The sequence below is a fragment of the Leptospira koniambonensis genome, from assembly GCF_004769555.1.
Classification (GTDB): Bacteria; Spirochaetota; Leptospiria; order Leptospirales; family Leptospiraceae; genus Leptospira_B; species Leptospira_B koniambonensis.
In genome coordinates, this window is sequence record NZ_RQFY01000011.1 from 62526 (window position 1) to 83589 (window position 21064).

At 38.7% G+C, this 21064-nt stretch carries 21 protein-coding genes and 1 pseudogene; 10 read left to right on the plus strand and 12 right to left on the minus strand.

Annotation, left to right across the window (positions count from 1 at the left end; genetic code table 11):
• Nucleotide 1 precedes the first annotated feature (1 nt).
• Nucleotides 2-979 carry a tetratricopeptide repeat protein gene (locus tag EHQ52_RS17440; protein WP_135616451.1) on the plus strand — a complete coding sequence of 326 codons (978 nt, stop codon included), beginning with the start codon at nucleotides 2-4 and terminating at the stop codon, nucleotides 977-979.
• On the opposite strand, the gene EHQ52_RS17445 is transcribed toward EHQ52_RS17440, so the two are convergent.
• Both EHQ52_RS17445 and EHQ52_RS17450 read right to left on the minus strand, forming a co-directional pair.
• Nucleotides 976-1440 carry a chemotaxis protein CheX gene (locus EHQ52_RS17445; RefSeq protein WP_135616452.1) on the minus strand — a complete coding sequence of 155 codons (465 nt, stop codon included), beginning with the start codon at nucleotides 1438-1440 and terminating at the stop codon, nucleotides 976-978. The two genes, EHQ52_RS17440 and EHQ52_RS17445, sit on opposite strands and share 4 nt — an antisense overlap.
• Nucleotides 1440-2657, minus strand: a complete 1218-nt coding sequence (locus EHQ52_RS17450) for a hypothetical protein (protein WP_167492233.1) — start codon at nucleotides 2655-2657, stop codon at nucleotides 1440-1442. The genes EHQ52_RS17445 and EHQ52_RS17450 overlap by 1 nt, the downstream gene beginning before the upstream one ends.
• A 104-nt stretch (nucleotides 2658-2761) precedes the next feature.
• On the opposite strand from EHQ52_RS17450, the gene EHQ52_RS17455 reads away from it, so the two are divergent.
• Nucleotides 2762-3478, plus strand: a complete 717-nt coding sequence (locus tag EHQ52_RS17455; protein ID WP_135616453.1) for an LIC_11490 family protein — start codon at nucleotides 2762-2764, stop codon at nucleotides 3476-3478.
• Nucleotides 3479-3499: 21 nt separating this feature from the next.
• On the opposite strand, the gene lmtA is transcribed toward EHQ52_RS17455, so the two are convergent.
• The 7 genes from lmtA to EHQ52_RS17490 form a co-directional block, all read right to left on the minus strand.
• A complete protein-coding gene (gene lmtA, locus EHQ52_RS17460) occupies nucleotides 3500-4258 on the minus strand; it encodes a lipid A Kdo2 1-phosphate O-methyltransferase (protein WP_135616454.1) in 759 nt (252 codons plus the stop codon).
• A gap of 78 nt (nucleotides 4259-4336) precedes the next feature.
• Complete coding sequence (locus tag EHQ52_RS17465) at nucleotides 4337-5338, minus strand: DUF4340 domain-containing protein (RefSeq protein WP_135616455.1); 1002 nt, start codon at nucleotides 5336-5338, stop codon at nucleotides 4337-4339.
• A complete protein-coding gene (locus tag EHQ52_RS17470) occupies nucleotides 5338-7008 on the minus strand; it encodes a GldG family protein (protein ID WP_135616456.1) in 1671 nt (556 codons plus the stop codon). Before EHQ52_RS17470 ends, EHQ52_RS17465 begins: the two co-directional genes overlap by 1 nt.
• Complete coding sequence (locus EHQ52_RS17475; RefSeq protein ID WP_135616457.1) at nucleotides 7005-7751, minus strand: ABC transporter permease subunit; 747 nt, start codon at nucleotides 7749-7751, stop codon at nucleotides 7005-7007. Before EHQ52_RS17475 ends, EHQ52_RS17470 begins: the two co-directional genes overlap by 4 nt.
• 3 nt (nucleotides 7752-7754) lie before the next feature.
• Entirely contained in the window at nucleotides 7755-8666 is a 912-nt protein-coding gene (locus tag EHQ52_RS17480; RefSeq protein ID WP_135616458.1) for an ABC transporter ATP-binding protein, read from the minus strand.
• A gap of 51 nt (nucleotides 8667-8717) precedes the next feature.
• Nucleotides 8718-9020 carry an STAS domain-containing protein gene (locus tag EHQ52_RS17485; protein ID WP_100707228.1) on the minus strand — a complete coding sequence of 101 codons (303 nt, stop codon included), beginning with the start codon at nucleotides 9018-9020 and terminating at the stop codon, nucleotides 8718-8720.
• A gap of 96 nt (nucleotides 9021-9116) precedes the next feature.
• Entirely contained in the window at nucleotides 9117-9914 is a 798-nt protein-coding gene (locus EHQ52_RS17490; RefSeq protein WP_244244944.1) for a class I SAM-dependent DNA methyltransferase, read from the minus strand.
• 47 nt (nucleotides 9915-9961) lie between these two features.
• Between EHQ52_RS17490 and EHQ52_RS20405 the strand changes: the two are divergent.
• The 5 genes and pseudogenes from EHQ52_RS20405 to EHQ52_RS17510 all read left to right on the plus strand — a co-directional run.
• Nucleotides 9962-11200 (plus strand): annotated as a pseudogene (locus tag EHQ52_RS20405) (SpiroCoCo family coiled-coil protein); the annotation flags it as partial.
• The gene (locus EHQ52_RS17495; RefSeq protein WP_425269408.1) at nucleotides 11177-13543 is read left to right on the plus strand and encodes a SpiroCoCo family coiled-coil protein; all 2367 of its coding nucleotides are present in this window, start codon (nucleotides 11177-11179) and stop codon (nucleotides 13541-13543) included. The pseudogene EHQ52_RS20405 and the gene EHQ52_RS17495, both read left to right, overlap by 24 nt.
• A gap of 238 nt (nucleotides 13544-13781) precedes the next feature.
• A complete protein-coding gene (locus EHQ52_RS17500) occupies nucleotides 13782-14015 on the plus strand; it encodes a hypothetical protein (protein WP_010515511.1) in 234 nt (77 codons plus the stop codon).
• A gap of 7 nt (nucleotides 14016-14022) precedes the next feature.
• A complete protein-coding gene (gene map, locus EHQ52_RS17505; RefSeq protein WP_100709689.1) occupies nucleotides 14023-14778 on the plus strand; it encodes a type I methionyl aminopeptidase in 756 nt (251 codons plus the stop codon).
• Between the two features lie 13 nt (nucleotides 14779-14791).
• Nucleotides 14792-15715, plus strand: a complete 924-nt coding sequence (locus EHQ52_RS17510) for a DUF350 domain-containing protein (protein ID WP_135616460.1) — start codon at nucleotides 14792-14794, stop codon at nucleotides 15713-15715.
• 1 nt (nucleotide 15716) lies between these two features.
• On the opposite strand, the gene EHQ52_RS17515 is transcribed toward EHQ52_RS17510, so the two are convergent.
• On the minus strand, nucleotides 15717-16079 hold the full coding sequence (locus tag EHQ52_RS17515) for an LIC_11502 family protein (RefSeq protein ID WP_135616461.1): 363 nt from the start codon (nucleotides 16077-16079) through the stop codon (nucleotides 15717-15719).
• A gap of 16 nt (nucleotides 16080-16095) precedes the next feature.
• Here EHQ52_RS17515 and queG point away from each other — a divergent pair, with 16 nt between their 5' ends.
• The gene (gene queG / locus EHQ52_RS17520) at nucleotides 16096-17034 is read left to right on the plus strand and encodes a tRNA epoxyqueuosine(34) reductase QueG (RefSeq protein ID WP_135616462.1); all 939 of its coding nucleotides are present in this window, start codon (nucleotides 16096-16098) and stop codon (nucleotides 17032-17034) included.
• Here queG and EHQ52_RS17525 read toward each other — a convergent pair.
• A complete protein-coding gene (locus EHQ52_RS17525) occupies nucleotides 16999-17694 on the minus strand; it encodes a Pr6Pr family membrane protein (RefSeq protein WP_135616463.1) in 696 nt (231 codons plus the stop codon). The genes queG and EHQ52_RS17525 overlap by 36 nt on opposite strands.
• Before the next feature lie 51 nt (nucleotides 17695-17745).
• A complete protein-coding gene (locus EHQ52_RS17530; protein WP_135616464.1) occupies nucleotides 17746-18633 on the minus strand; it encodes an AraC family transcriptional regulator in 888 nt (295 codons plus the stop codon).
• Nucleotides 18634-18789: 156 nt separating this feature from the next.
• Here EHQ52_RS17530 and EHQ52_RS17535 point away from each other — a divergent pair, with 156 nt between their 5' ends.
• Together EHQ52_RS17535 and EHQ52_RS17540 are read left to right on the plus strand one after the other, a co-directional pair.
• Nucleotides 18790-19542 carry an SDR family NAD(P)-dependent oxidoreductase gene (locus tag EHQ52_RS17535; protein ID WP_135616465.1) on the plus strand — a complete coding sequence of 251 codons (753 nt, stop codon included), beginning with the start codon at nucleotides 18790-18792 and terminating at the stop codon, nucleotides 19540-19542.
• Nucleotides 19543-19928: 386 nt separating this feature from the next.
• On the plus strand, nucleotides 19929-21059 hold the full coding sequence (locus EHQ52_RS17540; RefSeq protein WP_135616466.1) for an A/G-specific adenine glycosylase: 1131 nt from the start codon (nucleotides 19929-19931) through the stop codon (nucleotides 21057-21059).
• The last annotated feature ends 5 nt before the right edge of the window (nucleotides 21060-21064 follow it).

The window sequence follows — 21064 nt, forward strand, 5'->3', positions numbered from 1 at the left end:
GATGAAATATATTCTAATTTCTTTAAGTATTCTTCTTTTTTCGAATCAGATTGCGGCGGATTTTCCTCTGCCTATCCCGGAGCCAGGCGAGGGTAGTATTTCCTCCAGGGGAATATTTCCTGATGAACCTCTTCCTCCGATTGATGCGAGTTCAGTAGTCGTAGAACAAAAACCGGAACAAGCAGCAACAGAAACAACTTCTGAAAATGCAACCGGGACTGGCGAAGAACCAAAGATCTCAGAAACAAAACAAACTGTTTCAGAGCCTATAAAAGAGAAAAAAACAAAACTTCCAAATCTTGCAGAAAGAAAAGATAAAAAAGGCGGCAAGAAGAAAGAAGCAGCCGCAGATCCGAGTCGCGCGGCGTATGAAAGAGGACTTTTACGTCTTAGAAACGGACAAAAAGATGCAGCTAAAGAAGAATTTGGTAAAGCTGCTTCCACAGAAGGAGCTGCAAGTTCTCAGGCAAAATTAGAATTATCTAAATTAGAAAATGCAAAGGCTCCAGATTCAAGCGCAGAAGCTCCAGCAGAAGATGATTCCAGATGGAAAACTTCTTTGGAAACTGCAAGATCTCTTAGGGCCCAGGGCAAAAATTCAGAAGCAGAGTCCATTCTTCTTAGAACAGCAACTGAGGGAGAAGGAGAATATAAATCCAGAGCTTTATTACAATTAGGTGATATGCTTTTCAGAATGGGAAGATATTCTGACGCTCGAGGTTATCTAATGGATTTTTGGAATCGATTCGGTAAAACTTTTCCGAACGCAGATGATGCGAGTTCCAGAGAATTCAAAAGACAAAGAGAAGAAAAAGAACTAGGAGCTTATTTACTTTTTAAATCCAGCTATAAGGCAGGAGAAGGGGAATGGGCAAAAAGGTTCTTGAAAAAATATTTGGATAAATCTGTTTCCGAATCCCAAGGAGTGTATTCCCCCTTGAGAACGGAAATGGAATCTTTCGCGAAAAGCGATCTTTAAGTTAAGGCTACGTTTACTTCTAATTTTCCGAATTTGGAAAATAGACTGATCCCAAGAGCTTGTTTTTTAGGGATCTTGATTGTTTCGTTTTTTGCATCCACGATATTTGGAGCAGTGATCTCAATCGACTGACCTGCAGTTGCGAATATATTCATCGCGTTACCTGTAGTCATGTTTGCGATTTCACCTAAGATATCTTTATATTCATTCTTGATATCATCGTCGTTCATACCAGGCATCAGCTTTTTGGAAATTTTATAAGCCGCGTCGTAGTTCAAACCGTAGATCACTTCTCCATTAAACGTTCCCAGAACCCCGATGATAATCGCAAGTTCCAAAGTGGTTTCAGGAGTGTCTTTGATACCGATCTTTCCACGGATCAGGTCGGTCTGTAATATATCCCGGAATACAATTGTAGCTGCTTCCAGGAATGGGTTTACTAACTCGGCGCGGATTTGCATTATTCCTCCGAAACGGATCTAACGGATGCTCGTTCGACTTTGATACTTTCCTCTAGGGATTGTGGAATTTCCATGAGTATTGCAGTGAGTAAGGAGCCATTATCTCTGGTTCTCAAGAATGAAGGATCAGGATTTCCTAATTTGACTCCGGAGAAAGAAACAATCGCGTATTTTTCTCCTTCTCTATATGGTCCGATATTTTTCTTTTGGGTCAAACCTGGAAGGCTTAAATCCTGTAAGAACTTTTTGTCGGAGCTTAGAGAGAATACATCTTTACCTACACTGATCTTTTTCAGGTCGGAAAGAGATTTGCCTTTAAGAGAAACAGTTTGTCTTCCTAAAAGTGTAGCGATCTTTTGCAAACCATCTGGCTCATTTTGAAGAGCGACTAATTTTGCCTTTAAAGATTCTAAAGAGTTTTTACGTGCTTCTAATAAGAACTTACTTCTGAGGACAGTTTTTCTTTCTTCGAATGGAATTGCCTTACCGTCTTTACCTTTTAAGGTATTTGGATCTAAGGATTCTTTTTCGTACAATTCTTTTAATTGAGCGTCTGTCGGCTCCAGATTTCTTTCTGAGGCTTTGACTAGATCTTCTTCCGTATATAAAACTGCGTCCAGATCCACTCTTGCACCGGAAGCTTCGGAGAGTATATTTAGCTCTCCATCCGTGCGACGGATCTCAGTTGGAAGGAAGTTTTGGAAAAGGGCCTGGGACACTTTATAATCAATCCTAAAGCGAAGAGGTGCTTGCTGAAGGAATTGACGATAAATTTCTATAGGTTTTTTCAGATCTTCCTCAGAATATCCCGCTCCCTGGAGAGAATTTTTTGAAACTCTCTCAGCTTCCTGCATAAGAGCCTGTTTTTCTGATTCTTCGGTGATAGTAAAACCTACCGCATTTCCGATCTTGCGGAAGATATATTGGCCTTTTAAAGATTGGAATGCACAATCAGCCCAAAGTGCCTCGGAACCCTGTCCTTGGTACATCTGGATACAAAATCTTTTAGCAGCGTGAAAGGAATCGATCGGAACACTTTGGTCGTCGATGCTTCCCATGGTAATATTTCCTTTGCCGAAGAGCATATCTATACCAGCTTGCTCCACATCCGACTTTAGAAGCATAAATGCTAACATAACTACTAGGATTGTAAGAAAAGTCGCCGATCCGACTTTGAATAAAATATCTTTAACTGAAATTCCGTCTGGATTTGTCATAAAACTACGTTCACAAGGAAGACTGGCCCGCGCCTGGAATCTGTAAAGGAGAAAAACCGCCCGAAAAATGCTTCAGAAACGGCGAATTTGGATAGATACATATAATGATGCTCTATATTGCTTTAGCACTCATTTTAGTAGGAATCCTCTGCTTTATTTATGTTTCCTTCCAGCCAAATTCTAAAAAAGAATTTAGCGCCGGCTCATTTCCTAAAGGAAACCTTCCTAGTGCAAGAGAGAAAAAAATTTCTGACGGATCATTAGCTTCTCTTAAAAAACAGGGACGTTCAGAAACCTATTCTCATATGGATCAGGTATTTGCAGAAGAGAGAAAGATCCGTCCTCTTTCCGAAAGACAGAGAATGGAAACGAGGGAGGCGGAGCCTGAGGTTTCAGAGGAAGAATTTGGAACTGAGATTTGGGATGAAACAAAAAGGGGAGAAGTTTTAGAAATGGTAACAGAGCCCGAACGCACCCAACCTAGAATCCCTAAAGAAGAAGAATGGTCCATGGAAGGAGTATTATTCCTAGATCTTTCCGGAAGATTACCTTACGAGGCTCTTCAAGAAAAGATCCGTCCTGAAACTTTAAAAGGTTTTAGAAGAATGGGAAAGGGAAGTATTAGAGAGATCCCAGGTGGATTTACTTTCCAAGCAAGAAATTCAGAATTTAGTTATAAATTGAATGAAGTAGAGAAGATCGTTTTTTACGACCAAGGTTTTGCGCTTCTTCCATTAAAAAGAGAATACCCGACCCCGATCTTTTTGACCAAGGACGGGGAGAAGTTTAAATCTTATCTGGAATATACAGCAAGCGCTTAAAGATAAGAAGAAGGCAGTAAATTATCTGCCTTCTACCACTAACCACTTGGTGGTTTTTACTATAACTCTAACGATTGTATAGAACGCAGCTCCAATGCCAAAGGCCCAGATTTGCGGCTCAGTGATTACTGCCCAAGGTTCCATCCAATCTCCGAATCCTACCTTGAAACTTGCTGCATAATCAAATACTACAAAGATCACTAAGATCCCGAATAAGCTTGGATATTCTCTTTTTAGAATATTTCTGAAGGAGAAACCAAGTTTAGGTTTTACATAACCAGAAAATTTAGGAATGAATGCAGGGATCTTATCTGCCCAATTTAGATAGTCTTGACCGAACTTATCTCTTAGGAATTTTTCTTCTGCGAACATTATTCTTTCGTAATAGAATCCGAAAAATAAGGAAAATACTATAAGTAAAGGAACATCTCTGAAATAAAGAACTGGTCCTAAATACATTAGGAAATTTCCTAAATAAAGAGGGTGTCTCACAAGTGAATAAATCCCCTCTTGGTTGACCACATCAGCTACTTGTTCTTTTGTATTTCTACCAGAGGTGCGGGCAGGAGCATAACCGATTACAAAACAACGAACAGCTAAACCAAGTAAGCTAACTACAAAACAAGCAGCTGCATAGTATAAGTTGATCTCGTAAGAATCTTCTAAAAATTCGAACTTGCTTAAGGAGTATAGACAAAGAAGAAGAATAAATCCTGGTATATAAGATCTCCAGCGAAATAGAAAATTCCCCTGCTGATCCAATTCTTCAATTAACGCCATACGAATTCCTTGTAGGTTATAGTATTAAGGAAGGAAACTTTTATCCCCTCGGAGTGTCAACCATTGATTCTAAGCCGTTTAAGGAGAAAGAAACCTACTAGAAAAGTCTGCAAGATCCTTTTGTACAATCCTTTCCAAATTCCAAGGATCCAAGACCAATCTGTAATTTAAACCTTCTCTCTGAAAAACATAACTTCCGAGCTTAGTCATTCCAATTGGAGAAACTATATAATGATCCGTAATGGTAACGATCTCGATCTTAAAATTTCTGTCTTTCGGAACTGGAGTAAGCTCTTCTGATTTTCCTAAAAGAACTTCGTCTGCACTTAGTTTTTTGATCTCTTCTAAATAATTTTCTACTTCTTCAGAAGAGGCAACTATCTGACCGCCGGAAGTTTCTAAGATCCAATTTTCATTTTGTTTGCTTAAACTAAAATTTATGGAAGAAAGTCCTGAAATTGTTATCTTCGAAACTTTTTCTCTCACAGGGAAGGGCGGAACTAGAGATCTGCTTAGGAAAAAATCTAATTTTCCGCTGCCTGTAACTGATTTTAGATTTTCTTTAACTAACCAAATTTGGTTCTTTTCATCCAATATATAGGTTCCGGAACCTTTTCTAACGGGAGCTCCTATTAGAATTTTTCCTAGAGAATTTCCAGAAACATCTTTTAGTTCTAACAGAGGTTCATCTCCTCCTAATCCGAATTCTTCCTTAGAAATTGAATTTGATTCCGAGAGAAGAGTGAATTTACGTAAATGTAAACACGTTTGGATCAATTCTTCGATCCTCGCAGAATCCCCTGGCAATACTAATCCTGAAGGTAACTGGACTGTCCATCCATCTAACTCTCGATTTAAGATGCTTTCTTGTCCTTTGCGGCCACTGATAATTGTTTGTATTTCTTCTGATTTAATCTTGTAGAAGGCTTCTGAGTTTTGGTAATTCTTTTTGAACCAATCCCAAGGATCTTTCGCGATTAAAAGTAAAATAGCTAGTATTATATTCCCGAAAAATAATAGGATTTGCGGATTTTCTTTATAAGTGTGGCGGAGAAGGCTTGAATATTTGGAAAGGTCCATTATCCGTTCCTTCTCTTGAGTCTACGAAAAGCATAAAGAGCTAATAATCCAGGAACCAAAAATAAATGAAATATACTGATCGCAGTTTCTAAGTAGAATGGTAAAGGTTTCAGTTTTAAAACTGCAGATTGTTTGGAACGAACCTCTAAAAGATCTGTTTCTCCTTTGAGTATATCGATCGCATTTAATAAAAATGGAATATTAGAATTTTTCAGGATTTCTGAAAATTCTGGAAATGCTAAAAGATCAGAAACTATATAAGGAGAACCGAATGCTAAAATTCGTCCCGTTTTTGTGCGTTTATTTTCTATTTCCGCGTTGGAGGATTTAGGATTTTGTTTCAGATCCGGGAAATAAGAAGTAAATTTACCTTCTGCATAAACTCCTAAAAGAAAAGGTCCACCATTTGCTTGGATTGGAGTAGAAAGAATTTGTTTTTCTCCTAAGGAAATCGGTTCTGTTCTGGATTCAGCATCTGTTCCACTTTTTGCTAAAGAAGTAAATCGAACTTCTTTCTGTTTTTCAGGAAGAATGTTTAGGCTAGAAGACCAAGGAATCAAAAGACTTTCTTGGTTTTTAGTAAATGCGCTGTTTGCATCTAAGGTTTTTGATTTTTGATCCGGAACAATCCAAGGTGGGTAAGGATATTTCCCTAAAACTCCTGGTTCTATTTCAATCACGGAACCCATTGGTAAAGAATGATCTGGCTCTATAATGATATCGTAGTTAATTCGAATTCCATAATGTTCTAAAAATCGGACCATTTCTTCAGAGTCTGGATTTTTCCCCGCAAGTCCTGCCCCTAGATCGCCTGAAAGAAGACCAAAACTTCCTCTTTCGGAATTTGTTTTGAACTCCATTGTTTTGGCGAGGAGGATAAAATTTCCTCCTTCTATAATGAACTTATCTAATTTACGTTCTGTATTTTTAGAAAGAGGTCCTCCACCAATCCAAAGCACAATATCTGTTTCAGGAGGAAGATCCTCTGTTTCCAGATCCAATTCTAAAATCGGACCATATTCTCCTTTAAGAACTCTTCTTGCGAAAATTTCTATTCTGTCTTTGGGAGGACCTTGTTCTTGCAGGGACAAGGTTCCTGGAGATTTTAAGAGAACAATACCTGAGTCCTTGTCCTGTCTCTGCATTTTGCGAATAGAATTTAAGATCAAATATTCCAAATCTTCTGTAAAAAATGCAAAAGATAAAACTTCTGTTTTATGCCCTAAGGTTAGAACGATTCCCATAAACGCTTGTTTGACCGAAGCAGAATCTCTGGAAGTTTGTTGTAGGATTTGAGGTTCCAATCCGACTTCCATTGCTTTTCTTGCGTCTTCTTCCGAAGAAGAAGGATCATAAAAACGTAAGGAAACATTTTCTTTTCCGATCTTAGAGATCTCTTTTAAGAGTTCTTTGCTAAGCTCTGCTCTTGCTTTGTATTCTCCAGGGATCTCAGAAGAATAAAAAGCATCTATATAAAGAGGATCATCTAATTCCTTTAATACTTTTACAGTGCTTGTAGTGATCTGGAATCTTCCTGATCTGGAAAGATCTGCTTTGCAAGGGATTGCGGAGAAGATCCCATTCAGCAGAACAAAGAGTAAAATCCCGTTTGCGAGGCCAAACCAAGGAGATTTGGAAATTTCTAAAAGAGGACGGAATAATTCTCTCATGGATAATTTCTCCTGAGAAAGAAAACATTCCCTGCTAAGTTAGCAGAGATAAAACTAAAAAAGTAAAGTGTATCAGAAAGATCTAATATTCCTAAACGAAAAGATTCAAAATGAGAAGATAGGGCGAACAAATACGCAAATGCAGATGGCCCGCCTCCGAAAAATTTTAGAACAGGCTGAGTCCCTAGTAGAAAAAAGAAAAGGCAGACGAGAACTGTTAGAATATAAGAACTGATCTGGTCTCTTCCAAAAGAAGAAAGAAAGATCCCAATGCTGATATAAGCCCCACCGAGTAAAAAACAACCTAGGTATCCTGCAAATACGATCCCTAAATCCAAATCGCCAAAGGCCCAGATAAAAAATGGGATACTAAGACTTAAACAAACAGTGAATCCTAAAAATGCCCAGGCCGCCAGAAACTTTGCATTAACGATTTCCCATTTAGAAATTGGCAAAGTAAATAAGATCTCTAAGCTCCCTGATCTTTTTTCTTCTGACCAAAGCCTCATTGTGATCGCAGGAACAAATATAACAAATAAAAGGGGAGTCCAAACGAAGTATTCTTCCATACCAGCAACTTTTCTGTCCCAGAAGGAACCTTGTCCTAGACCATAAAAGAATAAGAAGGAAGATAAGAATAAGTAAAGGATAGAGAAAACATATCCAATCGGTGTATTAAAATAGCCTGCCCATTCTTTTTTAAAAACTGCAACAAGTCCTGGAGGTAAGGTGAGAAGTTTCATCGCTTAATCACCAACAAGATCCTGAAAGACTGATTCTAGAGACTTTTGAGACACCTTATATTCTAAAATTGCAAAAGATTCCTTCCGGACGATCTCGAAAATTTCCTCAGGTTTGAGAGAGGAAGATTCCAATCTAAATTTAGTATATTCTCTTTCTTTTTCTGCAGAAAGGATTTGTACATTCGTACCCTCTATAATTTTTCCCAAGGTTTCTTTATCTGTTTTGGCTATAAGAAGAACGGAATCTGATCTTTTGAATTCTGATACAGGAAGATCTGCAACTAAGTTCCCTTTATGTAAAACTAAGGCATGATCGCAGGTTTCCTCTACTTCTGAGAGTATATGAGTGGATAATAATACTATTTTATCTTTTCCTAAATTTCGGAGCACATCTCTGAAATGAGAAATTTGGATAGGATCCAAACCGGAACTTGGCTCATCTAAAACGATCCAATCTGGATCATGAAGTAATGCTCCTGCCAATGCCAATCTTTGTCTTGTACCTTTAGACAAAATTCCTGCTAAAGAAAATATTTGGGACCTTAGATCACAAAGTTCTAATACTTCTTTTTTTCTTTTTTTGAAAAAGGAAGTTTCCATTCCTCTTGCATTCCCAATAAAATCTAAATATTCTCCCACAGTCATATCCGGATAGATCGCGGAAGATTCTGGAAGATAACCTAATCTTTGTTTTATCTTTTGTGGATCTTTCTCTAAAGAGATGCCGTCGAGAGAAACGGAACCTTTATCCGGTTGTACAAAACCTGTAAGTATTCTGAGAGCAGTTGTTTTTCCTGCACCATTCGGTCCAAGTAAACCTGTGATCCTGTTTTTTGGAATGGAGAAATTTAGATTCGAAATCGCGACCTTCCCGAAATAGGATTTAGAAAGATCGGATACCTGGAGAGAGGCCACGAAAGTTATTCTTTCGGGCCTTAAAGCCTATGCAACTTTTTTTCCCGGGATTTATGCCTTGATGCGCAGCATTGTATCCACTTTGAATTTACGGAGTACATCCATTAAAGTAGGTTGAAGATTCACCACCTCTAATTTTACTCCGAAATGATCCAAAAGATTTCTGAGAGTCAGTAGTTTTGCAACACCGCTAGAAGTAATTTTTTTGGTCGGGGTCATATCTAAGGTTAGGTTTTGGATATGTGCCCTGGAAGCCTGTTCCGAAATCTCATCAAAGACTTTTTCGTATCCGTCCAGGAGTTGATTTTCGAACCGAACGATTCCGTGTTTATTTTGTATCGTTAATTTGGCCATAGGTAACAGCTTGTTTACTGAAATAGACTCCTAAAACTAGAGCATCCCAACAATAAAACGGCGAAGGACTCTAGTTCTACTAACCAAACAAACGGCTCAAATTTTTCGGCACATAAAATTCCAATAATTTGCCTTGGGAAAAATTTCCCAAGCCTCATAATCGGAGCCTATTCCTAGAATTTCAAGGCCTGAATTTTGTAGTATCTTCGACCAAGTTTCTATCGGATAAGCCCTGTGAAAATGTTCTTCTAACTCCGAAATCCCAGCTTCTGAAAATTCCAAACTGGTCTTCAAAACGGAAGTTTCCGGATCAAATTCATTCTTCCAGACCAGTTTTGTCTTCCCATGGGTCTCTTTCAGGACCTTGCCTTTAAAATTTTTTCGAAAATTTTCGGAGGTGCTTACATCGAAAAAGAAGACCCCATTCTTCTCCAAGACCCTTGAAACTTGGGCAAATACTCGGATGAGTTCTTCTTCCTTTTGGAAATAATTTAAAGTGTCATGAACTGAAAAAACCAGATCAAATGACCGACCCAATTTAGGGAAGGATAGAAGGTCCCCTAATTTTCGAACCCCTCTAATTGCTTGAGAATCGGCGATTTGAAGCATTTCAGGAGAATTATCGATTCCCCAAAGTTCTGTGGAAGGAGGTAGAAATTTCCAAATTTTGCAGGTTCCACAACCTAAATCTAATGCGATTTTTGGATGGATTTTTTGGGTTCCGATCTGGTAAGATTCCAAAATCATCTTAGCCCAGTCATGATAAGGTGCCCGTTTCATGACCCCGTCGTAAATGCCCGCAAATGCCGTATAAGGCCTTTTTTTGGGGATTGGAGAAATAATTCTTGATTTATTCCCCTGCTTGCGAGTATTCCTATCCATTTGATGAGACATAATTCTCAGGAGGGTTTCCTTCGGAGAATTTCTTTGAAACTCTAAGTATGGGCCTAGAACTTCTTTTACCCTTTTTAGCCAGTGTAGGCATTACTATCCTTCTTCGCAGGATGGACAAGTCGAATTATAAGCTCAGCCAGATCAAAAGATATACTGGCAAGCTCCAGGAAGAATTGCAAGAGATCGCCCTGGAAAAAATCCAATCTGTAAAAGATTCTGGAATTGAACTGGAGATCAGTTTAAAACAAACCCGAAAACTTGCGGAAGAGGTAAGAGGCCTTAATGAAGAATCTAGACAATTATTGGATACAATTCGTTCCAATAGAGATTTTTTAAACGCAGTTACATTAGATCTAAAGGAAGTAGTTCATCTTTCTTCTGATATTCGCCAGGAATCTCAGTCCATCCAAGACGGATTACAAAGACTAGAGATTGGCAAAAAAGAAGTACATGGGATTGGAAATCGTATCCAAGAACTTCGTTCCGAGGCAGAAGTTCTTCTGGAAGCATTCCAAGAAAAACTCAATTTCCGTTCAGATGATATTCTACAATCGCTCGCTTCTAAAATTGTAGAGTTAGAAGGATTATTAGAAGTTAAAGCGGATCGAATCGAATCCGGTTTAGAAGAATTGGGAGAAGCTTTCCGCCAAAGATTAGAAGCCCAAACAAAGTCATTATATCATGAAACCGTTGGCAAAGTAGATAATGCTCGTGAAGAAGTTCAGTCTCTTCTTGAATCAGTAAAAGTAAAAGAAGAAGATCTAGATGCCAGAACAGATCGTATGCAGACAGCTTTCTTATCTGTATCAGAAAAAATTGATCGTTTAGAAACCAGAGTAGATGAGAAGGCAGAACTTGCTGATCGTAAGTTAGAGGAAACCTTCTCCCGGAATGAATCGGTCATTCGCCAAAAATACGATCAAGTATTAGAACAAGTAGTTCATTCTAAAGAAGCATTCCTAAACGGAGTTCGTATAGAGATCGAGGCGATTCGTAAAGAAATAGAAGGAATGAGCCTCGAAACCTTAACTAGACGCGACGAGATCTTAAACGAGACTAGACGCCAAGCAGAAGGGATCAACGACTCTATCAATATCTTCCAAGAAAAATATCTGGAAGCAGAGAACAAATTACTCAAACAAGCAGATTCTCGCAAAGCGGATCTGATGCGCCAAATAGATTCTTTTGAAGACGAATTCAATCGTATTTCCAGCAGTTTAAGAATAGAAGCAGAAGATTTGCGAAAGGAAATCCTTTCCGGATTGAAAGAATTCCATTCTGCTTTAGAATCTTCTCGTTCAGAAGAAGAAAGAAAATCTAAAGTTAAACTAGACCAAATTAGAGAATCTTTAGAAGAAGAACTAAAAGTCCTTCAATCTTCTCAGGCGGAAAAATTCCGTGCGGACTGGGAAACTATTAAAGAAAACGTTAAGGACTATTCTTCTCAAATTTCTACTCGAATGAAAGAGATAGAAGGTTCTATGAAAGACCTGAAAGTTTCTTTAGAAGAAGAAGTTGGTGCATTACATGCTTCTCACTCTGATCGTTTCCGTTCTGAATGGGATTCTATCAGAGAAAATGTGAAAATTTTCGACGTCCAGGTTTCTACCCGGATGAAAGAAATGGATTCTTATGTAAAGGATATCCGAGAAGCCTTAGAAGGAACTGCTGGAGATATTCTTGCAGAAGCAGAATCTAAGGTAAGCGAGATAGGTCTTTCTATCGAAGACGAGTTCCGGAAAATGGACAGAAGATTCGAACACTTCTCTCGTTCCTGGGAAGAAGATGTACAATCCCAGAAAAACCATACCATGGATGCAATTCGTGGATTGGAAGAAAGACTGGGACAGATCCATTTCAAAGGCGCAGAATATTTGGAAGAATTCTCCAAATCTTATGCGGAACAAAAAGATAAGATCGAAGAATTTGTATCTAAATATAAGACTAACTTCCATAAAGAGGGAGACGAAGTCAGAGAGGATCTTGTATCTCGTTTCAAAGATCTAAAAGCAGAAGCAATTACGAGTGTAGAAAGCGTAAAAGTTGAATATTCTGCTGCGGGAGAAAGATTTGAAAATCTTCTGCGTAAGAATGAAAAACTTTTAGAAATGCAGGCGGAGAAGATCCGCACTTCTACCGAATCCCAACTGGAAAAGGCAGGAGAACAAGCAAGAGTTGTTCTAGACAAACTGAAAGAATCCGGCCAAGATTTCTTCGAAAGACAGGAAGAAAAAATAGATCGTCTGAACGATACTATCGATTCTAAGATCAACAGACAATTGTCTGCACTACTAGACAAAGGACAGATCCAATTAAGCCAATTGGAAGAAAGGATCGCAAAACATTTAGCGGATGTAAAACGACATCTGGAAGAAGCTTTAGATTCAGGGATCAAAGAAAGCGAAGGCCAGATGAAGGAATTCCAAAATCAGGTAAAATATTTGCTGAAAGAAACCGAAGAATCTTCGGAAGAATTCCTAAAAACTGGAAGAGAAGAATTCCAGAAGGCACAAAAAGAATATCGTGTTCTTCAAATCGATCTTCGCAAAGATCTATCAGAGATCCAAGATGCAAAACGTTCTCTATTCTCCGAACTGGAAGAAGAAGCAGAAAAGTTACGTTCTTCTGTGGATGATATCTCTGAAAGGATCCAAGATGCAGAAAAACGTTCTGCACTCTTCTTAGATGTAAAAGAAATTATAGAACGTTCCGAAGAGTTTGTCTCCGAGATGAAAGAAGCTCTGGAAGATGCAAATCATTCGGAAAAAACATACGAAGACCTGGACCAAAACTTAGTTCGTATCAAAAAAGTACAGGAAGATCTGGAGACTCGTATCTCTCAGGCAGAAGAAAGAAGTTCAGAAATTCTTTCTATAGAAGAGAAAGCAGAAGTTTTAAAAGAAGAATTCGAAAGGATCATGGAAGAATCTTCTCAGTGGAATGATACTCATCGCAAACTTGTAGAGGCAGGCGAGAGGGCATTCGAAATGGAATCTCGTTTCTTGGATCTGGAAGATCGCCTGGGTAGAGTTGTATCCGTTAGAGAAGAGATTAAATCATTAGACCAAGATAGCCAGGGTCATAAAGAGAATTCATTTAAGTTAGCTCAAAAAATACGTGAGATGGAAAAAGAGATCTCTGTAATCGAAGCAAGAGAAAGAGAAGTTGCGGAAACTCTTAAGAAAACCGACGACAGACTTGAGACTCTCGCAGGCAGAAAAGAAGAAATACTTTCTGTAGAAGCTAAGTTCGATAAGATAGAAGACCTAATGTCTGAGTTAGGAGAGCGCCATAAACAGATCAGCACTCTTCAACAAAGATTAGATGATATGAAAGTAGGTGCTTTATCTGTTAAGGATGACTTAGAAGGTCTACTTTCCGAAGCAGAAGATACCTTCGAAAAACTTTCTACATTCATGGATGTGGTGCAAACCAATATGTCTAAGACCGGAGGGGCAAAATCCGGTAAGACTCAAGGGCAAGATCCCTTAGTAGCTAGAAAGAAAGCAACAGTGTTGAATTTATTTCATAATTTCCATTGGCAACCAGAGACGATCGCTGAAAAATTAGGGCTCGAAACTTCTTTGGTCCAAACTATCATTCAAAATGAGACGGTGAAAAAGGGATGATTTTTTTCTTGACCCCAATCTTTTCACCCAATATGTCTCGTTCCCACTTGTATTATACGACATGCAAAAAATTTCATGGGGGAAACCTTTCGTTTTTAATAAAAAACTGAAATTGTATGGAAGCATTCCGAAAATGATTCCTTTTTTCGAGGCATCTGGAAACGTATCACAGTATATTTGACACGTTCCGGAAAAGTCTCGGGATGGAATAAGGAGATGCTCCCAAAAGCTCGTTCGTATGGTACAAAAAAAGAAAACTACTGTTAAGAGGAAGAATTCCATGGCTCAAAGCGCTGAAAAGGATACCCTCATCGTCGCAAGCAAGGTAAAAGCTTATATCAAATCTAAAGGCTTTATGACTTCCGGAGACGCGGTCGATGGCTTGAATGAAAAGTTATACGGACTGATCGACGATGCTTTAAAACGTACCGAGGCGAACAAACGCACTACGGTTAGACCAACCGACTTCTAATCCATTCTTGATCTACATCAAGAACAAGACTGAAATCGAGAAAATGAGGGCGGCGGGCAAATTAGCCGCCGCGCTTCTTGACTATATATCCGGATTCATTCAACCCGGTATAAGTACCCTTGCGATCAATGATCTCTGCGAAGAGTTCACTAAGAAGAATGGAGGCAAGTCGGCTCCGTTAGGTTATAAGGGTTTCCCGAAATCAGTGTGTACTTCTATCAATGAAGTTGTTTGCCATGGGATTCCCAAAGCAATCGATGTTTTGAAAGAAGGAGATATAGTCAACGTAGACGTAACTCCTATCGTTGATGGATATCATGGAGATAGTTCTCGTACTTTTATTGTAGGTGGTAAAACTTCTCCGGAAGTGGAACGACTTGTAAAAGATGCAGAACGTGCCATGTGGATTGGAATAGAACAGGTCAAACCTGGAAATCGTGTAAGCGATATTGCAAATGCAATTGATGATTACCTGACTCCTAAAGGATATGGAATCGTTAAAGATCTAATGGGCCACGGGATAGGCAGAGGTTTCCACGAAGAGCCTCAAATTCCTCATTACCGTTCCGGCCGTAAACTAGCCAAACTAGAACCTGGAATGACATTCACTATAGAACCAATGGTGAATCTAGGAACCTGGGAAGTGATCTTTTCTAAAAAGGATGGATGGACTGTAACCACCAGGGACGGAAAATGGTCCGCTCAGTTCGAACATACCATTCTAGTCACCGAAAAAGGCTATGAAATTTTAACCCAAGCATAATAATCTGCCGTGCATGGATTTCGTTTGGAAATATATTTCTTTACTCGGTAAGGATCTCGCCTTTTTCGTTTTAGGCTTTTTAGTCTTCTACATAGGTAAAAAACTAAAGGACTGGACGGAACCTCGTAAGTTAGACGAGGAATTAGTAAAATCCGATAATAGCGCGCTCGCACTGAGCTTATCCGGCTATTATATCGGGGTCATTATATTATTTATCACTATAGTTTCTCACCCTGGAGAAAATGGAGACTTGATTGGAGATCTTTTCCAAGTGTCTTCCTTTTCTATCTTAGGAGTTATACTCCTTCTTCTTTCCCAAAAGATCAACGATGGATTGATACTTGGTGGGATAGATGCAATTGAAGAAATATACGAAAAAAGAAATTTAGCCGTCGCCTCCGTTTTATTTGGAGGAACTATCGCGAGTTCCTTTTTTATAGCGGCTGCATTGAATGGAGATATAGGAGAGAAGGTTTTTCCTCAAGGATTGGGTCTTGCAGTTTCCCCACTTGTAGAAAAGACAATCATTGGATCTATTATCTCTGTAATCTTTTTTTCCGTGGGACAGATTGGAATGATCTTATTCTCAGTTTATTATAAACTTTGGATCCCTTATAAACTCAGATTAGAGTTAGAGGAAAAACAGAATCTTGCAGCAGGAACTGCGTTTGCTGGGGCATTACTTGCGATCGGGATCTTACTCACAAGAGCATTGTTTAGAGAATTTGAATCCTTATTTCAAACAGGGATCTTATTATTATTAGATCTTGGGCTTGCATTTATAATCATTCCTATTTTACATTTTTTCGCGGACTGGGTGGTATTACCTGGCTCCACATTAAAGGAAGAAATAGAAAGAGATCAAAATTTCGGAGCAGGTCTTTTGGAAGCAGTAGTGCTTGTGTCCTTCTCTGCTATTATATTTTTTGCAGTTTGAATTAGAATAAATCTTTAGAAGAGTATAATTTCCATTCAAGATGGTAAACTTTTTTGATCCCAAAGTCGCAAGCTGCTTGTAAAATCATTTTTTCATCCGATTCTTGGGATAGGATAGAATAAGCATCAGTAAGATCAGAAACGATCTCAGCAAAAATATATTTATGAGTAGGTAAGAAGGGGGAAAGTCCTCTCTCTTCGAAACCTCGCAGCGCTCCTAAAAGTCCTGCGAGTAAAATTCTACCGAGTGGTCTTGCTCTTTCTTTTGGAAGATCTAAGCCTGCTTCTTTTGCCGCGACTAAAAGTTCCTGGAGAGGAATTCCTCCCGATAAAGAATTTAAGGATGTTTCTTCTCCTTCCTGCATAAAGAAAGAATAAGATATGCTTCTCGAAAGTAAAGAACTTCTGGATATGCTAAAAGATATCGCGGAGACGAATGGATTCCAATTATTCGGAGCAGGCCCGGCTTCTGTTCCGACTCCAGACAAGGAGAATATTCTTCATTGGGTGGGAGAAGGTCGTCATGGAAATATGGATTGGTATCCTAAAAACATGAATCTTCGATTGGAACTGGAAGGACTTGGATTCAAACCTGAATCAGTGATCGCATTAGGTGCATTATACAACGATCCAGATTATGAAAGCTTGGATCTACCTTATAGATTTTCTAGATACGCGATGGGAGAAGATTATCATTCTGTTCTTCGCAAAAAAGCTTCTGGTTTAATGGAATTTTTAAAGAAGAAGTTTCCGAACCAAAAATTCAGACAAGGAGTGGACTCTCTTCCTGTTCCTGAAAAAATTTTAGCGAGAGAAGCAGGCCTTGGTTGGATTGGAAAAAATACAAATTTGATCCATGAAGAATATGGATCCTTCTTTTTTATCAGTTTAATTTTTACGGATCTTCCTCTCAGTTTTGTTTCCGTCCAAGCGAAGGACAGATGTGGAACTTGCAAAGCTTGTATAGATTCATGTCCTACAGGCGCCTTGGAACCTTACAAAATTGATGCTCGAAAATGTATTTCTTATAAAACGATAGAAGATAGATCTGAGGATGTGGACTCATTACATGGTTGGGTATATGGCTGTGATATTTGTCAAGAGATCTGTCCTTGGAATCAGGTCAAAGCTCGTAAGAAAGGTTGGAAAACGGAAATTGGTGAATTTAAGATCCGAGATCTATTCAAAAAAGAAAGTCTCTCGGATCTGGATGAGAAAGAATTCAAAACGTATTTCCAAGATTCAGCGGTAAGTAGGATATCCTACAAACAGATGAGGAGAAATTTAACTGTTTGGGAAAGAGATTCTTCCAAATCTTGAAGACAAAAGTTTATCCACTAATGCCAAAAATCCTGCGATTAATAAAAACAAAACAAAGATACCTACAATATTTACCATAACTCCTGAATAGCCTAACCGAGGGACATCCATAATATTATAAGGATACCATTCCATGATGGCACCTCTTACCAAAGTGAATATTGCATAAGCTATCGGAAGAATTGCCGCTATAAGAATTCGACGAAGAGTTACAACTTTTGCTGGTCCAAAAATGATCCAACCAACCACTGCAATTATAGGTGCGATATCGTGTTCTAATCTACTCGCTGTATCTGCAATGATATCATTCTTAGGAACAGTCTGGAGAACGAAGTTAAAAACAATTCCTGTGATCGTAATATCTATGATCCCAATCAAACGCCAAATATGAAAATTAGAAGAAGTCCGTTCCAAATTTAACGCGAGAAGGAGTGTAGTGATCCCTAATATTAAATTGGACTGTGTTGTAAAAAATACGAATTGATTAAGTAAATTATCAAATCCAGGACCGAATGTTCGAGTAAAACCTGCGTTTGGTGGAAGAGAGGATTGATGATGATAGGCATACCAAAGTTCTAATAGAACACCTACAAAACAAACAAGAGCAGTGGAAGCGAATACTAAGCGAGCCAGAGTTAGATTCAGTTTAGAAGTTTGCATTTAATACTTCTCCATATAGAAAACCCGATCGCTGGATTTTTATTAGTTTTATTAGCTCGTCAATGCTATTTTTTCTCGTACATTAGAAGCATCTCTCACTGGAGAGTCGCCGAAAAATCTTGAATATTCTCGATTGAACTGAGTTACACTTTCATATCCAACTTCAAATGCAGCGCGTGAGGCGGAATAGGCACTATAGACTAAAAGTTTTCTTGCTTCCAGTAATCTAAGTTGTTTTTGGAATTGAATAGGGCTTAAGCCGGTGATCAGTTTGAATTGTCTATGAAATGTAGTAACACCTAATCTTGATTTTGCTGCTAAACGTTTTATTTCCATAGAAGCAGTATAATTTTCACGGATCCATCGAATCGCAGGATAGATATTTGGCCCTTTACCTTGGGTTTGGCAGAATTTTCTCAGACGCCATCCTTGAGGCCCTAAAAGCACCCTATATAATATTTCTCTTTCGTAGATAGGCGCAAGCGCTGGAATATGTTCAGGAGTTTTTAGAAGACGGAGCATTCTGACCCAAGCTTCTAAAAGTTCGGTAGAGGCTTCACATGCTAGGAATTCGTTATTTGCATTTTCTTCTGAAGGATCTTTAGAAAGATCATTTAATAAATTTAAAATGGTATCTTGGTCCAATTCAAGTCCTAAAGAAATATACGGACCAGTTTTTCCTTGTTGTACTTTTCCGGTAGCAGGGATATCAGCTGATATCACGAAGTAAGAAGGCGCCTTTAGTTGAATAGTTTGTTCTCCTATAGAGATTGTCTTACCACCTTGGACAACTAATCCGATCATGGGCTCATAGACGGCTGCAAGTTGGTGTTCGGATACTTCTCCCTTTATCAATAATACTTTTGGGAGTTCCGTCTTAGTTGGCTTTGTGGTTGCTTGAATTGTTAGTTCAGCGATCTCTTTTAAGATTTCTTTCATTCTATAACATAATAAAATAGAACTGTATTTACAAAAGCAAAATCCAGGAATATTTAAATTTAATAATAGTCCGGTAGGATTAGGCAATTATTCGGCATGATCGTATCTTTACGAAATCTATAAAATCCTCTACGATCTATAATAATGGAGGACGTTATGAAAATTGCAATCGTCACAGGAGCAAGTAACGGGATCGGAAAAAATACAGCGATCGAATTAGGAAAAAGAGGAATTGGTGTAATCCTGACTTATCATTCAGATAAGAAAGGTGCAGAAGAAGTAGTAAAAGAAATAGAGAAGAATGGCTCCAAGGCAGTCAGCCTTAAATTGGATCTAAGCCAAAAGTCTTCTTTCGAAAGTTTTACTGAACTTGTAAAAAAGAATCTAGAAGAAATTTGGAAAAGAAAAACTTTTGATTACTTGGTAAATAATGGAGGAGTTGGTGGAGGAATGCCGTTCACTGAGATCACAGAAGAATATTTCGATCAGATTTTAAATACGAATTTCAAAGGACCATTCTTCATAACTCAGTCTCTTGTTAAATTTATAGAAGATAATGGAAGAATTGTGAATACTTCCAGCTCTTCCAGTCATGGATCCTTTGTCGGATATTCTGCGTATGGAGCTTCGAAAGCAGCATTGACTTCTTGGACAAAATATCTGGCAAAAGAACTTTCTCCCCGAAAGATAAGAGTGAATGCGGTCTCTCCAGGTCCTACTCACACAAATCTTGGAGGAGGAGCATTCGATAAATATCCGGAATATATCCAGCCGTTAGCAGACCAAACTGCTTTAGGAAGAATAGGAAGTCCGGATGATATCGCGAAGGTAATTGTGAATCTGTTATCTGATGAATTTTCTTGGGTAACAGCTCAGGATTTAGAAGTGTCTGGAGGATTTTTGTTATAGGTGAGGGAACTTTACTCTGAAAGTGCGTGTAGGAGCTCCCACATGATTTTGCGGAAAGAATGTGGTTGCTTGTTTGGGCATTTTGTGATACGGGAGGCATATCAGTAAATTAGCGGGTACCACCGACCAGCCCCCTTCGCAGCGACTGTAGGAGCGAGAAGACGACCGTCTATGACGAGTCGGTGACCGAAAGAATTGAGGTCAATCGAGTATAAAGATTGAATAGCGGGTCGAAATTGGATCGAAGTTTTGCAATTTGGTACCACCGACCAGCCCCCGCCCCAGTAAGGGCGGGGAGACTCACATACAAATTTGTAGGAATTCCAACAAATCCACTTCGAAAACTCCTTTTCTCCCTGGAATAGAAGGCTTGGATAGTCAGATACATGCCCGCCGGTCTGAAACAAAAGGAAACTAATCTTCCAGCCTACGAATTCGATCCTAAAACGAATTTGAAGCTTAGAAATTGGTTCTTAAAAGAAAAAAGAGATCTGGCATTTCGAAAAAACAGAACTCCTTATTCAACTTGGGTAAGCGAGATTATGTTGCAACAGACAAGAGTTGCAGCAATGCTTCCACTTTACGAAAAGTTTATACATAGATTTCCTAAACCTGAAGTTCTCGCGATCGCGGAAGAAGAGGAAGTATTCCGTTATTGGCAAGGACTTGGTTATTATTCCAGAGCTAAAAATCTTTTAGCTGGTGTCCAAAAACTGGTGAATGAGTTTGGCGGAAAATTTCCCAAAACCTTGGAGGATGCTCTTTCTCTTCCAGGGGTCGGGCCTTATACTGCTCGAGCAATTCTTTCCATTTCTTATAATTTACCTTTTGCTGTTTTAGATGGGAATGCGAAAAGAGTCCTCTCTCGTTTAGCATTGTTCAGAGAGTCTGGCCCTAAGGCAGATACTGCTTTACAAAAGATTGCAGATTCATTTTTGAATTTGGAATTTCCTGGAGATCATAATGAAGCAGTGATGGAACTAGGCGCTCGCATTTGCATTCCAAAACCATTATGTAAAGAATGCCCTCTTCAAAACGATTGCTTGGCCTACCAAAATGGTGTCCAAGAAAGTATTCCAGAAATGGAAAAGAAAAAGAAAGAAATCCCTTTAAATATCCGTTTTTATATTCTAAAAACAAAACAGGGAATACTACTTATTCGTTATCCAGAGAGAAGATTTTTTAAAACGATCTATTCTTTACCATTTTCCTTCGAAGGTAAGAATCCTTATGAAGCGGATCCTGTTTTGGATTGGAATTTAAAACCTTCTGATCTTGGGATCAAATTTAGACATACAATCACTCATCATAAGATCCAAGGTTTTGTTTCTGAAACAGAATTAGATCAAAAATCAGAGAAGAAAATTCTCGAGAATTTTCGGAAAATTCGTCCATCTATAGAGATCAAATATTGCAATTGGAAAAATTTGGAGACTGAGTTTCCTTCTTCCATAGCAAAAAAGATCAAACAAACCTTGGCTAAAGACGGAGCAATTCTGCCAGGTTTAGAAAATTAAACTTA

Excerpts from the sequence above, each read along its gene's own strand:
- EHQ52_RS17440 (WP_135616451.1), top strand. The coding sequence starts at position 2 with ATGAAATATATTCTAATTTCTTTAAGTATTCTTCTTTTTTCGAATCAG.
- EHQ52_RS17445 (WP_135616452.1), bottom strand. The coding sequence starts at position 1,440 with ATGCAAATCCGCGCCGAGTTAGTAAACCCATTCCTGGAAGCAGCTACA.
- EHQ52_RS17450 (WP_167492233.1), bottom strand. The coding sequence starts at position 2,657 with ATGACAAATCCAGACGGAATTTCAGTTAAAGATATTTTATTCAAAGTC.
- EHQ52_RS17455 (WP_135616453.1), top strand. The coding sequence starts at position 2,762 with ATGATGCTCTATATTGCTTTAGCACTCATTTTAGTAGGAATCCTCTGC.
- lmtA (WP_135616454.1), bottom strand. The coding sequence starts at position 4,258 with ATGGCGTTAATTGAAGAATTGGATCAGCAGGGGAATTTTCTATTTCGC.
- EHQ52_RS17465 (WP_135616455.1), bottom strand. The coding sequence starts at position 5,338 with ATGGACCTTTCCAAATATTCAAGCCTTCTCCGCCACACTTATAAAGAA.
- EHQ52_RS17470 (WP_135616456.1), bottom strand. The coding sequence starts at position 7,008 with ATGAGAGAATTATTCCGTCCTCTTTTAGAAATTTCCAAATCTCCTTGG.
- EHQ52_RS17475 (WP_135616457.1), bottom strand. The coding sequence starts at position 7,751 with ATGAAACTTCTCACCTTACCTCCAGGACTTGTTGCAGTTTTTAAAAAA.
- EHQ52_RS17485 (WP_100707228.1), bottom strand. The coding sequence starts at position 9,020 with ATGGCCAAATTAACGATACAAAATAAACACGGAATCGTTCGGTTCGAA.
- EHQ52_RS17490 (WP_244244944.1), bottom strand. The coding sequence starts at position 9,914 with ATGTCTCATCAAATGGATAGGAATACTCGCAAGCAGGGGAATAAATCA.
- EHQ52_RS17500 (WP_010515511.1), top strand. The coding sequence starts at position 13,782 with ATGGTACAAAAAAAGAAAACTACTGTTAAGAGGAAGAATTCCATGGCT.
- EHQ52_RS17510 (WP_135616460.1), top strand. The coding sequence starts at position 14,792 with ATGGATTTCGTTTGGAAATATATTTCTTTACTCGGTAAGGATCTCGCC.
- EHQ52_RS17515 (WP_135616461.1), bottom strand. The coding sequence starts at position 16,079 with ATGCAGGAAGGAGAAGAAACATCCTTAAATTCTTTATCGGGAGGAATT.
- queG (WP_135616462.1), top strand. The coding sequence starts at position 16,096 with ATGCTTCTCGAAAGTAAAGAACTTCTGGATATGCTAAAAGATATCGCG.
- EHQ52_RS17525 (WP_135616463.1), bottom strand. The coding sequence starts at position 17,694 with ATGCAAACTTCTAAACTGAATCTAACTCTGGCTCGCTTAGTATTCGCT.
- EHQ52_RS17530 (WP_135616464.1), bottom strand. The coding sequence starts at position 18,633 with ATGAAAGAAATCTTAAAAGAGATCGCTGAACTAACAATTCAAGCAACC.
- EHQ52_RS17535 (WP_135616465.1), top strand. The coding sequence starts at position 18,790 with ATGAAAATTGCAATCGTCACAGGAGCAAGTAACGGGATCGGAAAAAAT.
- EHQ52_RS17540 (WP_135616466.1), top strand. The coding sequence starts at position 19,929 with ATGCCCGCCGGTCTGAAACAAAAGGAAACTAATCTTCCAGCCTACGAA.